The sequence below is a fragment of the Flavobacterium sp. DSP2-3-1 genome, assembly GCF_049896865.1.
Taxonomy (GTDB): Bacteria; Bacteroidota; Bacteroidia; order Flavobacteriales; family Flavobacteriaceae; genus Flavobacterium.
Genome location: NZ_JAFCVD010000001.1, coordinates 396,693 through 410,595, shown reverse-complemented (window position 1 = coordinate 410,595; position 13,903 = coordinate 396,693). Strand labels below are relative to the sequence as shown.

Here is a 13,903-nt window from a genome sequence, read left to right as displayed (position 1 = left end):
TTTGGCAAAAGTACGATAATACAATAAATTTATAATTTAATTTAAGATACTTTTACATTGAATATTGTTAAAAAACTAAAACTTATGACAAAGAATTGCTTTTTGAATATATCCAAATCATTTTTGACACTAATTGCCGTTTTTTTTTCATGCTGCGTGTTTGCACAACAAGATGATTTGCAACCAGAAACAGAAAATCAATTCTGGAGAAATGTACAATTTGGAGGCGGAATTGGTTTAGGATTTGGTTCCGGTTATACTGATATCTCTTTGGCGCCAAGTGCTATTTACAATTTCAATAAATACGTGGCTTTTGGTGTTGGTGCGCAATATAAATACTTAAAGCAAAAGGATTATTACGCTTCACATTTGTATGGGGGAAGTGTGATCGGATTGTTAAATCCAATAAATCAAATCCAACTTTCGGCTGAACTCGAACAATTAAGAGTCAATGTAAATTTGGATGGATCCAATAGCAATTCACAAGATTATTGGAACACCGGATTATTTATTGGTGCCGGTTACCGATCCGGAAATGCGACAATTGGCGCCCGTTATAATGTTTTGAACGATAAAAATAATATTTACGGCAGTGCCTTTATGCCATTCTTCAGAATATATTTTTAATTACCTGCTATGAAAAAAACCTTTCAATTATTCTGTATATTGTTTGTAAGTTACAGTTTTGCTCAAAACAATATATTGCAGTCTGGCCCTATGGTGGGGTATTGCGAAATGACGGAGGCGGTGATTTGGCTTCAAACCAACAAAAAAGCTTCGGTGAAAATAGCTTATTTCGCACTTGACAATCCTAGCAAAATTTTCTATTCCGAGGTCTATTCGTCTTCAAAAGAAGTTGGCTTCACGCATCACATTATTTTAGATCAATTAAGTCCCGGAAAAAAATATAAGTATGAGGTTATCATAAATGACAAAAAAATCATCTTGCCATACGAAACTTCTTTTTCATCAAAAAAATTATGGGAATGGCGCGAAGATGCTCCTGATTTCACAGTAGCAATTGGGAGTTGTTCCTATTTTAACGAAACTCCTTTGGACAGACCGGGAAAAGCCTATGGAAGTGAGTATGGAATTTTTGAAAGTATTGCCAAAAAAAATCCAGAAATTATGATATGGAGTGGCGATAACATTTATCTCAGAGAACCGGATTGGGATAGTAAAACTGGGATTTATCATCGCTATACTCATTCAAGGTCAATAAAAGAAATACAGCCTTTGCTGGCAAAAACACAGAATTTTGCCATTTGGGACGACCATGATTTTGGTCCGGATGATAGCGATGGCAGTTTTTACAACAAATTTCTGACTCAAAAAGCGTTTAAAGATTTCTGGGCAAATAAAAGTTACGGCATGAATTCAGCGCAAAACGAAGGCATTTATTCGACCTTTAGCTGGGGTGATGCGCAATTCTTTTTATTGGATGACCGGTTTTTCAAAACTCCAAACAACAGAATCACCGGCGAAAGAACGGTTTTAGGAAACACACAATTAGAATGGCTGATAAATGCCTTAAGCTTTTCCAAAGCCAGTTTTAAAATAATTGTGATTGGCGGACAAGTATTAAATTCAGTAGCAGAAAAAGAAAACTACAGCAATTATCCTAAAGAGAAAGAACGATTGTTAAAAGAAATTCTTGATAATAAAATCAAAGGCATTCTGTTTATAAGCGGTGACCGGCATTTCACTGAATTTTCTGAAGTTCCTCGAGACAATACCTATCCGTTGTACGACTGGACTGTTTCGCCGTTAACTTCTGGCGTTGCATCTGAAAATATCTTAAAGGAAAACAACATTTACAGAACAAAAGGCAGCTTGATTGCGCAACATAATTTTGGTACAATTTCATTCTTGGGTTCTAAAGAAAACCGCCAAATGAAATTAACTATTTTTGATACTGCAGGAACTGAATTATGGAATAAAATAATCTTTAAAAAAGACTTACAGTAACTAATACTTGTTCCTAAACCACACTTTTTGCCATTCTCTTTTTAGAATTAAAAAAGATACGTGTTCGGCAAGAACTACTAAATCTGATCCGTCCAGTTTTTTTATTTCTTCTTCAGAAACATCAATTATGTAGAGTAAATTAAGGTATTCTGCAAACTTGTATTGAATGAGTCGGTAGATTTTTTCATGGAGCTGCGCCTTTAATTCGTCAGGTGTGCTTTTTAGAGAACAATCAATGGCTTCGTTAGCCAAATTGAAATCCTTATTCATTTGTTCAATTAATTTCAAATATAAGTTTTCGCCTTCTGCTTCAGTAAGCAGTAAATCGGTATTTTTTGGAACTATAAACATATCTTTAAAATTTCAATGGCAATATAAATTGCAATTTTCAATATTGTTATTATGGTACATTTTACTTTTTGTTAATTTGAAATATCAACTTTCAAAGTCAACATTACTATTGATTTTTGAAATTGTTATTGAAATTGAATTACACTTTCCTTCCCATTAAATTTTCACCAAAACCTTTTAGCATTTCTTTTTTATCGGTACCAATATTCATTTTATCTAAAGTATGGAAAGCCTTTAAAGTAAAATCCTGAATCGCATCCTGAGTTGCCTTTGACGCACCCGAACTATTAAAAAGAACTTTCACTCTCTCTATTTTATTGGTATTATCTTCAGGCTGAACTGAAAACAAGCTTCTCAATTCCTGTGCTTCCTCTCTATTTGAAAAAGCAACTGCTTTAAGGTATAAATACGTTTTTTTGTTTTCGATGATATCTCCTCCTACTTGTTTTCCAAAGGTTTCTGGATTCCCAAAAGCATCTAGAAAATCATCTTGTAATTGAAAAGCCAACCCTAAATTGAGTCCGAAATCATAAATCAAATTGGCGTTTTCTTCAGAGGTCTCGGCAATAATTGCCCCCATTTTCATGGCCGCGGCTACTAAAACAGCCGTTTTACATTCAATCATTTTCAAGTATTCCGGAATGGTAACATCATCACGCTCTTCAAAATCAACATCCAATTGTTGACCTTCACAAACTTCGAGTGCCGTTTTGCTGAAAAGTTTGGCTAAATCTTTAAAAATAATTGGTTCGTATTGTTCAAAATATTGGTATGCTAAAATCAGCATTGCATCACCCGATAAAATCCCAGTATTCAAATTCCATTTTTCATGAACCGTTTCATGTCCTCTTCGTAAAGGCGCATCATCCATAATATCATCATGTACCAGCGAAAAATTATGAAAAACCTCAACAGCCAAAGCCGCTGGTAATGCTTTTTTATAATCCGCATCAAAAACCTCAGCACTCATTAATGTAAGTACCGGACGCATCCTTTTTCCGCCAAGATCTAATATATAATGTATAGGCTCATATAAATTTCTAGGTTCTTTGGTTTCATATTGTGATTGCAAATAATCCGAAAGGAACTCCTGATACTGGTAAATAGAATGCATAAAATAAATTTTTTGGCTAATTTACAGTATTCAATTTGCATTACAAACTCCGTTTCATTATCAAATGTTAAATAAATCAAAATACGTTGGAAACTATTTTGGTATTCAAAGTTTCCATCTTACATTTGCAGTCGAATTTAACCGCTCAAATACTGACAGTATTTTTGAAGCGGTTGTACGAATTGATTAAATTTATAATACACCCGAGAATTATGAAAACCAAATGGACAATTGACTCCAATCAATCTGATGTTCTAATTAAAATGAGACACTCTATAATTGCTTATTTAGCGGGTACCATCAACAAATTTAGCGGGCATATAGAGATCGAAAATAATGAAATTGAAGACGCATCAATTGAGTTTTCTTTGGATGTAAACAACAAAGACATTAAACTGGAACAAATCGACACGCATTTAAAAATGAATGATTTATTTGATGTCAACGAATATCCAATAATCAGCTTCAAGTCGACTTCTTTTGAAAAAATAAATAAAAACATCAATTTTTTAAAAGGAAATTTGACTATCAAAAACATTACTAAAGTAGTGGAACTCGATGCGGAATTTATTGGAATCAATGCTTACAATGGGGATCAAAAGGCAGGATTTGAAATAAGCGGAAAAATTAACCGTAAAGATTTTGGGCTAACCTTTATTTCATTCAATCAAACTAGCGGAATAGCTCTGGGTCAGGACATTAAACTGATTGCCAATTTAGAATTTACCGTTTAAAACTTCAACCGTAGTCGAATGTTAAATAATTACAAAATTAATGGAAACTATTTCAGTGCTAATAGTTTCCTTTGTACATTTGCCCTCCATTTTAAACTTTAATTAATTGATTTATAACAGAATAAAACTATTTCAGATTACAAAAAATGAAAGAAAAAATTATAAATAAAGCAAAAGATATGTTTTTGAAACTGGGTTTTAAGAGCATCACTATGGATGACATTGCTGGTGAAATGTGTATTTCAAAAAAAACAATTTATAAATATTTTGCTAACAAAGAATTGTTGATACAAGAAAGCACACAAGTGCTTCGTAAAGAAGTTCATGAAATTATCACCGACATTATTTCTAGAAACTACAACGCCATCGAGGAAAACTTCCAAATCAGGAAAATGTTTGCCGATATGTTTCAATCAACTGATACTTCTCCGATTTATCAACTGAAGAAACATTATCCGGAAGTTTACGAAACGGTTTTAGAGTATCAAATTCAAGAATGTGAAAGTTGTTTCAAGCAAAATATCGAAAAAGGAATTGCTCAGGGCTTGTATAGAAAAGACTTAAATATTGAAGCCTACATCAAACTTTATTATGCATTGATTTTTAGCATTAACGAAAACACCCGTTCCGAACGAGAAGCTTTTGCATTAGAAATGGAAGCCCTTGAATACCACACACGAGCAATGGCTACAGAAAAAGGAATTGCCGAATTAGAAAAAAACTTACTTAATCCAATTACTTAATAATGAAAAAAACAGTTCTATTAATAATTTTGACATTTGCGCTTGGTGCCAATGCACAAAATACAAAATCGCTGACGCTGAAAGAAGCTATCAATTACGCTTTAGAGAATAAAGCCGATGCTAAAAAAGCAAAACTGAAAGTGGAGAACAGCGAATACCAAATTCAGGAAATACGCTCCAGAGCTTTACCACAAATTTCAGCCAACGGTAATCTGACATACAATCCTGTTTTACAGACAACTGTAATCGATGGAGCTAATTTTGGTCAACCAGGAAGTACTATCCAAGCTAATTTTGGTCAAAAATGGATTTCAACTGCTGGTGTTTCTTTGACTCAAGCACTTTTCGATCAATCGGTTTTTATTGGTTTGAAAGCAGCAAAATCTACTAGAGAATTTTACCAAATTAACGAACAGTTAACAGAAGAACAGGTAATTGAGCGCGTGGCCAATAATTATTATCAGGTTTACGTGCAACGACAAAAACTAACGGTTATTGATAGTACATATAAAAACACTACTAAAGTACGAAACATAATCAAAGGGCAATTTGACAACGGATTAGCTAAAAAAATTGATTTGGATCGAATTTTAGTTAAAATTTCAAACATCAATACGCAACGCCAACAAGTATTGAATGCAGTTCAAATTCAGGAAAACACATTGAAATTCTACATGGGAATGCCAATAGAAACTCAGATCGTGATTCCTAATACGGCATTTGAAGTGAGCTCGCAATCATTGTCAGAAGTTCCAAATACGTCAAACAGAACAGAATATTTGCTTTTGAAAAAACAAGAACAACTGTTGACTTATCAAAAAAAGGCTGTTGAAGCTGGTTATTATCCAACAGTATCATTGAGCGCCGGGTACAATTATATTGGTCAGGGTCCTGTAATGCCTATCGGAGGAAAACCGGCTGATGGCGTATATTGGTCAGATTTCTCCTCAATTGGTTTGAATTTAAAAGTGCCTATTTTTACTGGATTTGGTACTCGTGCCAAAGTAAGACAAGCTGATATCGATTTACGATCCATAAAAGAAGATCTAAACGATACAAAATTATCCCTTGACCTGGCTTTCGCCAATGCAAAAACTCAAATTGACAACAGTTTAACGACAATCAACAATCAAAAAGAGAATGCGCAATTAGCCAAAGAAGTTTTAGACAATACTAGAAACAATTACATTCAAGGATTGGCCTCTTTAACTGATTTATTAGATGCTGAAAACTCATTGACTGAAGCGCAAAACAACTACACATCAGCCATATTAGACTACAAGCTGGCAGAAATACAATTAATCAAATCAAAAGGAGAATTAAAATCACTTATAAATAACTAAAAAAAATGAAAAAAAACATACTAATCGTTGTAGCAATCGTAGCCACTTTAGGCGTTATCGGATATGTATTAATGAATAACAAAAAAGAAAACGAAGCTAAAACTGCTATTGTAGCAGAGAAAAATGCCAGTATTTCTGTTAAAGTTGCCACGGTAAAAACCGAAGAAGTTTCACTTGATTTCTCTGCCAATGGAAATTTCGCGCCATTACAAGAATTAAGTTTTTCTGCTGAGAAATCAGGAAGAGTAGTTCGTGTTTTAGTTGATGAAGGTGACAAAGTGCGCATTGGTCAAACTTTAGCAATTGTAAGAAGCGAACAAATTACGGCTGACTTGCAAACAGCACAAGCTTCTTATCAAAATGCTTTGACCGATTACAGTCGTTTTGAAAATGCTTTTAAAACGGGTGGTGTAACGAAACAACAATTAGACCAAGCCAAATTGAATTTAGTAACTTTAAAATCAAGATTGCAACAAGCAAGAGTAAACATTGGTGATACTAATATCAAGGCGACAATAAACGGAATTGTGAACAAAAAATACATTGAACCGGGATCTGTTCTTGGTGCGGGAACTCAATTGTTTGACATCGTAAATGTGTCAAAATTAAAACTGAAAGTTAATGTCAATGAAAATCAGGTTGCAGGTTTAAAAGTAGGAACTACAATTTCTGTGAAAGCGAGCGTCTATCCAGACGCAACATTCTCCGGAAAAATCTCATTCATCGCTCCAAAAGCGGACGCAAGTTTGAACTTTCCTGTAGAAATCGAAATTGCTAATAATGCTTCAAATGATTTGAAAGCCGGAATGTACGGAAGCGCTGAATTTACTGCTAATCAAGGAAAACAATCGTTGATGATTGTTCCTAGAAATGCCTTTCTAGGAAGTGTGAGCAGCAATGAAATATTTGTAATTGAAAACGGAACAGCCAAACTGAAAACGGTTACGGCCGGAAGAATTCTTGGTGAAAAGGTAGAAATTTTAAACGGTCTTTCAGAAGGCGAAACTGTAATTGTCACAGGTCAAATCAACCTTCAAGACGGATCTAAAGTGGATATTATAAAATAAGTCTCAAAGTCGAAAGCCTTAAAGTCATAAAGAAACCGCTTCAAGCATAAAGCTACAAGATATAAAAATTTAAATATATGAAATTAGCAGAAATATCCATAAAACGTCCTTCATTAGTCATCGTACTATTTACGATACTAACTTTAGGAGGACTGTTCAGTTACAGCCAATTGGGCTACGAATTGATTCCAAAATTCGAAACCAACGTGATTTCGATTGCAACGGTTTATCCCGGAGCATCACCTAGTGAGGTCGAAAATACCGTTACCAAAAAAATTGAAGACGCAATTTCATCATTGGAAAACATCAAAAAAATTGATTCTAAGTCTTTTGAAAGTTTATCCTCGGTTTCGATAACATTGACATCTAATGCTGATGTAAATATTTCTATGAATGATGCGCAGCGTAAAATAAATGCCATTATCAATGACTTACCAGATGACGCTCAGGCGCCTTCATTAAACAAGTTTTCGTTGAGCGATTTACCAATTATGACCATTGGTGCCAACGGAAAAATGGACGAAGTTGCTTTTTACGACTTAGTAGACAAGAAACTTGCGCCGGTACTTTCTCGTGTGCAAGGAGTAGCTCAAGTTAATATCACAGGCGGACAAGAGCGAGAAATTCAAGTCAATCTTGATGCAGTAAAAATGCAAGCCTACGGACTTTCGGTGCCTCAAGTGCAACAGAACATTTTATCCTCTAACTTGGATTTCCCAACAGGGAACATTCAAACTCGGGAACAAAAAATATTAATCCGCTTAGCTGGAAAATATAAAACCGTTGAGGAGTTAAGAAACTTAATTGTGTCCTCAAGAGGTGGAATTCAAGTTCGTTTAGGCGATGTTGCAGATGTACAAGACACGCAAAAAATTACGGAGAAAGTGGCTCGTGTGAACCAGAAAAGTGCAATTATTTTACAAATTATAAAGCAATCTGATGCCAACGCAGTTGCTGTAAGTGAAGAATTGGTGAAAACCATTGCGAAACTGGAAAGAGAATATAAAACTTCCGAATTAAAACTAGAAATTGCCAAAGACAGTACCATTTTTACCCTTGAAGCAGCAGATGCCGTTGTGCACGATTTGCTTATCGCGGTACTTTTAGTGGCTTTTGTCATGCTGTTTTTCTTACATAGTATTCGAAACTCCTTGATTGTAATGGTATCTATCCCTGCTTCATTAATTGCCACTTTTATTGGGATTTACATAATGGGTTATACTTTGAACTTAATGAGTTTGTTAGGATTGTCACTCGTTGTAGGTATTCTTGTGGATGATGCTATTGTGGTTCTTGAAAATATTTACAGGCACATGGAAATGGGCAAAAACAAAGTTCGAGCTGCTTATGATGGTACAGCCGAAATTGGTGGAACTGTAGTATCGATTACGCTTGTAATTGTTGTTGTATTTTTACCAATTGCATTGAGTTCTGGTCTGGTTTCTAATATTATTACGCAATTTTGTGTCACGGTAATTATATCCACTTTATTGTCATTAGTTGCTTCGTTTACTATTATTCCTTGGTTATCATCTAGATACGGAAAATTAGAACATATTGAAGGTAAAAACTTTTTTGGAAGAATCATTCTTGGTTTTGAAAGTTATTTAACCCGTTTCATCAATTGGATCTCTGGATTACTGACATGGTCTTTGGATCACTACAAAACAACACTTGCCATTGTTTTAGTTTTATTCTTCAGCTCAATTGCATTGGTACCAGCAGGATTTATTGGTGGGGAGTTCTTTGCAGCATCAGATAGTGGTGAGTTTTTAGTTCAAATCGAAATGCCAAAAGATGCTTCTTTAGAACAAACCAACTTCATGACGCAAAAAGCAGAGGCCTTTTTAGACAAAGAAGATTTTGTTCACAGTCAATTTACTATTGTGGGTCAAACTAGTGGTGGTATGGGGGCTTCACAATCAACTGCTTATAAATCAGAAATTAACGTGAAAATGGTTGAATTAGACCAGCGTGATGAACCTGCAAATGTTTACGCTGCAAAAACCAAACGTAAATTAGAAAAATTACTAGTTGGCGCAAAAGTAAAAACGGTTCCCGTAGGTATTTTAGGAACAGCTGAAGATGCTACTTTAGGACTTATTGTAACAGGTCCAGATGTAGAAAGTGCTATGAAATTTGCTATTGCTGTCGAAAAAGAATTGCGCACCATTCCTGGAGCCACAGAAATTGAATTGTCGGTAGAAGACGGAAATCCTGAAGTTAGCGTAAAAGTAGACAGAGATAAAATGGCCGCACTTGGTTTAAGTTTACAAACGGTGGGTATAACCATGCAAACGGCTTTTAGCGGAAATACCGACGGACGTTTTAGAGCGGGCGAATACGAATACGACATCAATATTAAGTATAATGCTTTCGATAGAAAAAGTATTGCTGATGTAAGCAACTTGATCTTCATAAACGACTCTGGTCAACAAATCGAGTTAAATCAATTTGCAACGGTAACTGAAGGTTCTGGTCCAAGCCAATTAGAGCGTAGAGACAAAACAGCATCTGTAACTGTTAAAGGCCAAAATGTTGGTATCTCTTCTGGAACGATAGTATCACAATGGGAAGAAAAAATTGATAAATTAAAGAAACCAATTGGTGTAGACTATATTTGGGGGGGACAAAAAGAGAATGAAACAGAAGGTTTTGGAACATTAGGAATTGCTTTATTGGCTGCTATTATCTTGGTTTACCTTGTAATGGTTTCCTTATACGACAGTTTTGTTCACCCGTTTGTGGTATTATTTGCTATTCCGCTTTCGTTTATAGGAGCCTTATTAGCCTTGGCTTTGACCAATAATACGTTGAATATATTTACGATTCTTGGGGTTATTATGTTGATTGGTCTGGTTTGTAAAAATGCAATTATGCTGGTAGATTACACGAATCAGCGAAGAGCTGCGGGTGAAACTATAAGAACCGCATTAATTCAGGCGAATCACGCGCGTCTTCGCCCAATTTTGATGACCACTATCGCGATGGTATTTGGTATGGTGCCAATTGCACTTGCAAGTGGAGCCGGTGCCGAATGGAAAAATGGATTGGCATGGGTAATTATCGGAGGATTGATTTCTTCCCTATTTTTAACCTTGATTATTGTTCCTGTAATTTATGAAATTATGGAGAAATTAATTGCTAAATTCGGTAAAGGAGAAAAAGTTGATTACGAAGCTGAAATGGTTGCTGATTATGACCACGTCGAGTTAAGCGAAGATGGTTTTAATCCAAAACATACCGTATAAACAGTAATTTTTTAAGATAAAAGAAAGGCTCCCAATAGCATTGGAAGCCTTTCTTTTTTTAAAGGTATTTATTTCGAAACAAAAGATTTAACTATAACTTCTTAATCACATCCGTCCCACTTCCCCAAATGATCAATTGGTTTTCTTTAGTGACTTTTATCGGAGCAAAAATTGGATTTTCAGGCATGAAATACAAACTATCTTTCTCGACTTGCAAGCGTTTCACTGCAAATTCACTATCATTAAAGCAAATGACAATTTTATTATTTGCGGTTTTAAACTTCTATCCCACATTCGAACATCTTTTTAATTGATTCCCACATCAATTATGGAATTGCCTTTAACTTTGATTTAAAAAGTGGACAGTGGATTTTCAATAAGGTCCTTATTCCCATAAATGATTGCGTGTTTATTAGCATTATAAAAATGCTAAAAGCACAAGAAAAAGTATTTAGCAAATCTGGAATTATTGTAAAAACTCCTAATAAAAGCTTTTTTATAAAAATATTTTTTATTTTTTTTAAATAGCAAATAATTGATAATAAGTTAATTATGCATTTACAATCCATTCTTTACTTAAAATCACCAAACTACTCTGCTACTCTTTGGCATGCTACTTGAATATCTCTTACCAAATAAGTTCAAAAAAGCGAAAGCCGAAAAGCTAAAGAGTAGGCAAAATTCAAAATAGATGTATCATGAAAAAAATTACCTTTTTAGTTGCTAGTATCTTCGTATTTGGAGGTAATGTAGCGACAGCCACAGAAAAAATCGATTTTTCTGTAGAAAGAAGATCACTTGTAGATTTTAGAGATGCCCACCCGATCGTGTTCACAGAAAGAGGAATTGAGTTCTTCGTGTTTCCTGACGGACAATTTGATTTTAATACACGTCCTTCAAATAGCTCAAATGACGGTATGTATTATAAAATGGGTAAAAAAAATGGTTTCAATACAACGTACGGTGCAACCTCAAATAGCAGGAACGGAAATTATGGCGTACAAGTAGAACACGACAATTTGGGCAGGGTAAGACGTATTGGAAATGTGTTTATTAACTATGACTCAAATGATAGAATAAAACGAGTAGGTTCTGTCTACATGACTTACAACCGTTATGCGTTGGAACGAGTAGGTGGCTTACAAATTATTTACAACCGTCGTGGTCAAATTGTTGATATGGTTGGAACTGTAAAAGGTGACAGAGGATATCAATATGCCCAAAACAACAGTTACGACAACGATTATGATTATGATCATAACCAAAACTCCAATGATCAAGAGCACTACTATTATAAAAACAATGATACGAAAGTCAAAGTTGAAGACACTAAAGTATCCACTAATACTGCAATTGTAATAAACAGAAGATGATTGCTTGGTTTTGATGATTGGTTTGACAAATCCCGTTGGTATTCGTATCAGCGGGTTTTTTGTTTGAACAATTGAGAACTACTAAATATTCCCAATAATCTTGTCCATAACCCAACTTGTATGTGATCCAGTTAAACCTGTGGAAGGATGCTTACTATTCCCCAAAAGGTCTTCTCGCATTTGCTTTACATGATACAACTGAATGTTTTCAGGATGTTCAATAAATAATTCCGTTTGCTGCAGTTCGTTAGAAAGGATTATCGGTTCATTTTCAAATACAGAAAACGTTATTTTTCCTTTGCTTCCATAAATCTCCACTTTATCTTCCCGTTCATAGCAACCAAAATTCCAACTTCCAGAACCCGTAATTCCAGAATCATGAACCCAGCACGCAGTCACGGCATCTTTAGCAGAATACAATCCCTGCTGATTGAGACTAATCCCTGAAACCTCTTTTATATTTCCTAAAAAATGAATAAACAAATCCAGCCCATGACTCGCTAAATCATCAAAATAACCGCCTGTAGCAATAGCGGCATCGGTTCGCCAATTATAATCTCCGGATACATCTGTAGAATTTGCGGGTTTACTCAAGTGCCATCTTATATGTTTGATTGCACCAATGCTTTTGGCATTAAGCCACATTTTAATTTGCTGAAAACGAGGTAGCGTACGCCTATAATACGCTACAAACAAAGGAATGTTTTTGTCTGCAAAAGCATTATAAATTGCAAGACTTTCTTGGTAATTTGGAGCTAAAGGTTTTTCGATACAGCATATTTTTCCGGCTGCTGCCACCTTGAGTCCGTAAAATTTATGGACATCAGGAGGTGTGGCAATGTAAATTGCATCAATCTCAGGATCATTAATTAGATCATCGGCATTGCTATAAAACTTACTTATTCCGTGTCTTTTAGCATAATCAGCAGCTTTATCGGCATCTCTTCGCATTACTGCCACTACTTCAAAACCTTCCGTTTTTTGATACGCGGGGCCACTTTTCACTTCAGTAACATCGCCACATCCCAATATTCCCCAACGGATTACTTTAGTACTTACACTCATAATTACCGATCTTTCATTACTTTCCCCGATTAAATGCTATTGCAAATGTTTAGCAATATATTAAAACCACTAATAAATTAAGTTTTATAAAGCCGTAAATCTATACGACACCTAATTTATTAATGGTTTGTAGTGTTATTTTTAATCACATCCATCGATTCCACAGCTGTCTCCATCAGTAGCATTCAACAAAGTAACCTTAGAATCAAATTTACCTTCTTCCCATACTTTTTCAAGTGTTTTCACAAATGTTTCCACATGTTGCGCACCTGAAACTGCATATTTATTATCGAAAACAAAAAAGGGAACTCCTTGAACACCTATAGTTTGCGCTTCTTCAATATCCTGTTGCACTTCATTTGCGTAAGCATCAGAATTTAGCACTTCCTCAATAGCTTCTGCATTCAGCCCTGCTTCCAGTCCTAACGTTTTCAAAGTATTTAAATCATTAACGTTCTTTCCATCGGTCAAATACGCTTTGAACAGTATTTCTTCTAAATTATCCGCCAGATTGTGTTTTTTAGCTAAATGCAAAAGTCGGTGTGCATTCAAAGAATTTGCTAAAATAGATTTTTCAAAATGAAAATCCAATCCTGAATTTTTAGCATTTTCGGTCATACTATCCAGCATATTTTGAGCCCAATCACTATCCTTTCTATATTTTTCTGCTAAATGCTCTACCATATTGTCCTCAGGAGACGCTATAAAACCAGCGTCTAACTGAAAACTTTTCCATTCAATTTCAACAGCATCTTTATGTTCAAAAAGCGCTAATGCTCCTTCTATTCTCCTTTTTCCTATATAACAATACGGACACATAATATCCGACCAAATTTGTATTTTTAATGTATTTCCCATGATCTTAAATTTAGTAAATGATTAAATATTTGTATA

At 34.9% G+C, this 13,903-nt stretch carries 13 protein-coding genes; 8 read left to right on the top strand and 5 right to left on the bottom strand.

Annotation, left to right across the window (positions count from 1 at the left end):
* Nucleotides 1–84: 84 nt before the first annotated feature.
* A complete protein-coding gene (locus ACP7AT_RS01905) occupies nucleotides 85–627 on the top strand; it encodes a hypothetical protein (RefSeq protein ID WP_426062671.1) in 543 nt (180 codons plus the stop codon).
* A 9-nt stretch (nucleotides 628–636) separates the two neighbouring features.
* Nucleotides 637–1,968, top strand: a complete 1,332-nt coding sequence (locus tag ACP7AT_RS01900) for an alkaline phosphatase D family protein (RefSeq protein ID WP_426062670.1) — start codon at nucleotides 637–639, stop codon at nucleotides 1,966–1,968.
* On the opposite strand, the gene ACP7AT_RS01895 is transcribed toward ACP7AT_RS01900, so the two are convergent.
* Nucleotides 1,969–2,319: a hypothetical protein gene (locus tag ACP7AT_RS01895; RefSeq protein WP_426062669.1), complete on the bottom strand. Its 351-nt coding sequence runs from the start codon at nucleotides 2,317–2,319 to the stop codon at nucleotides 1,969–1,971. It lies immediately after the preceding gene.
* A 139-nt stretch (nucleotides 2,320–2,458) separates the two neighbouring features.
* Nucleotides 2,459–3,433 (bottom strand): polyprenyl synthetase family protein, encoded by a 975-nt coding sequence (locus tag ACP7AT_RS01890; protein ID WP_426062668.1) that lies wholly within the window; start codon nucleotides 3,431–3,433, stop codon nucleotides 2,459–2,461.
* Between the two features lie 212 nt (nucleotides 3,434–3,645).
* Here ACP7AT_RS01890 and ACP7AT_RS01885 point away from each other — a divergent pair, with 212 nt between their 5' ends.
* The 5 genes from ACP7AT_RS01885 (at nucleotide 3,646) to ACP7AT_RS01865 (ending at nucleotide 10,571) form a co-directional block, all read left to right on the top strand.
* Nucleotides 3,646–4,167, top strand: coding sequence for a YceI family protein (locus tag ACP7AT_RS01885; RefSeq protein ID WP_426062667.1), 522 nt, complete (start codon nucleotides 3,646–3,648; stop codon nucleotides 4,165–4,167).
* A gap of 146 nt (nucleotides 4,168–4,313) precedes the next feature.
* The gene (locus tag ACP7AT_RS01880; protein ID WP_426062666.1) at nucleotides 4,314–4,910 is read left to right on the top strand and encodes a TetR/AcrR family transcriptional regulator; all 597 of its coding nucleotides are present in this window, start codon (nucleotides 4,314–4,316) and stop codon (nucleotides 4,908–4,910) included.
* Nucleotides 4,911–4,912: 2 nt separating this feature from the next.
* A complete protein-coding gene (locus ACP7AT_RS01875) occupies nucleotides 4,913–6,253 on the top strand; it encodes a TolC family protein (RefSeq protein WP_426062665.1) in 1,341 nt (446 codons plus the stop codon).
* Between the two features lie 5 nt (nucleotides 6,254–6,258).
* The gene (locus ACP7AT_RS01870) at nucleotides 6,259–7,320 is read left to right on the top strand and encodes an efflux RND transporter periplasmic adaptor subunit (protein ID WP_426062664.1); all 1,062 of its coding nucleotides are present in this window, start codon (nucleotides 6,259–6,261) and stop codon (nucleotides 7,318–7,320) included.
* Nucleotides 7,321–7,397: 77 nt separating this feature from the next.
* Complete coding sequence (locus tag ACP7AT_RS01865) at nucleotides 7,398–10,571, top strand: efflux RND transporter permease subunit (protein ID WP_426062663.1); 3,174 nt, start codon at nucleotides 7,398–7,400, stop codon at nucleotides 10,569–10,571.
* A 91-nt stretch (nucleotides 10,572–10,662) separates the two neighbouring features.
* On the opposite strand, the gene ACP7AT_RS01860 is transcribed toward ACP7AT_RS01865, so the two are convergent.
* Nucleotides 10,663–10,797 (bottom strand): hypothetical protein, encoded by a 135-nt coding sequence (locus tag ACP7AT_RS01860; RefSeq protein WP_426062662.1) that lies wholly within the window; start codon nucleotides 10,795–10,797, stop codon nucleotides 10,663–10,665.
* Nucleotides 10,798–11,269: 472 nt separating this feature from the next.
* Between ACP7AT_RS01860 and ACP7AT_RS01855 the strand changes: the two genes are divergently transcribed.
* The gene (locus tag ACP7AT_RS01855) at nucleotides 11,270–11,944 is read left to right on the top strand and encodes a hypothetical protein (protein ID WP_426062661.1); all 675 of its coding nucleotides are present in this window, start codon (nucleotides 11,270–11,272) and stop codon (nucleotides 11,942–11,944) included.
* A gap of 81 nt (nucleotides 11,945–12,025) precedes the next feature.
* Here the strand turns inward: ACP7AT_RS01855 and ACP7AT_RS01850 are convergent, their stop codons facing one another.
* Nucleotides 12,026–13,009 (bottom strand): Gfo/Idh/MocA family protein, encoded by a 984-nt coding sequence (locus ACP7AT_RS01850; protein WP_426062660.1) that lies wholly within the window; start codon nucleotides 13,007–13,009, stop codon nucleotides 12,026–12,028.
* A gap of 141 nt (nucleotides 13,010–13,150) precedes the next feature.
* Nucleotides 13,151–13,867, bottom strand: coding sequence for a DsbA family oxidoreductase (locus tag ACP7AT_RS01845; RefSeq protein ID WP_426062659.1), 717 nt, complete (start codon nucleotides 13,865–13,867; stop codon nucleotides 13,151–13,153).
* Nucleotides 13,868–13,903 lie beyond the last annotated feature (36 nt).

Coding starts and splice junctions, on each gene's coding strand:
- ACP7AT_RS01905 (WP_426062671.1), top strand. CDS start 85: ATGACAAAGAATTGCTTTTTGAATATATCCAAATCATTTTTGACACTA.
- ACP7AT_RS01850 (WP_426062660.1), bottom strand. CDS start 13,009: ATGAGTGTAAGTACTAAAGTAATCCGTTGGGGAATATTGGGATGTGGC.
- ACP7AT_RS01855 (WP_426062661.1), top strand. CDS start 11,270: ATGAAAAAAATTACCTTTTTAGTTGCTAGTATCTTCGTATTTGGAGGT.
- ACP7AT_RS01890 (WP_426062668.1), bottom strand. CDS start 3,433: ATGCATTCTATTTACCAGTATCAGGAGTTCCTTTCGGATTATTTGCAA.
- ACP7AT_RS01845 (WP_426062659.1), bottom strand. CDS start 13,867: ATGGGAAATACATTAAAAATACAAATTTGGTCGGATATTATGTGTCCG.
- ACP7AT_RS01875 (WP_426062665.1), top strand. CDS start 4,913: ATGAAAAAAACAGTTCTATTAATAATTTTGACATTTGCGCTTGGTGCC.
- ACP7AT_RS01885 (WP_426062667.1), top strand. CDS start 3,646: ATGAAAACCAAATGGACAATTGACTCCAATCAATCTGATGTTCTAATT.
- ACP7AT_RS01900 (WP_426062670.1), top strand. CDS start 637: ATGAAAAAAACCTTTCAATTATTCTGTATATTGTTTGTAAGTTACAGT.
- ACP7AT_RS01870 (WP_426062664.1), top strand. CDS start 6,259: ATGAAAAAAAACATACTAATCGTTGTAGCAATCGTAGCCACTTTAGGC.
- ACP7AT_RS01865 (WP_426062663.1), top strand. CDS start 7,398: ATGAAATTAGCAGAAATATCCATAAAACGTCCTTCATTAGTCATCGTA.
- ACP7AT_RS01880 (WP_426062666.1), top strand. CDS start 4,314: ATGAAAGAAAAAATTATAAATAAAGCAAAAGATATGTTTTTGAAACTG.
- ACP7AT_RS01895 (WP_426062669.1), bottom strand. CDS start 2,319: ATGTTTATAGTTCCAAAAAATACCGATTTACTGCTTACTGAAGCAGAA.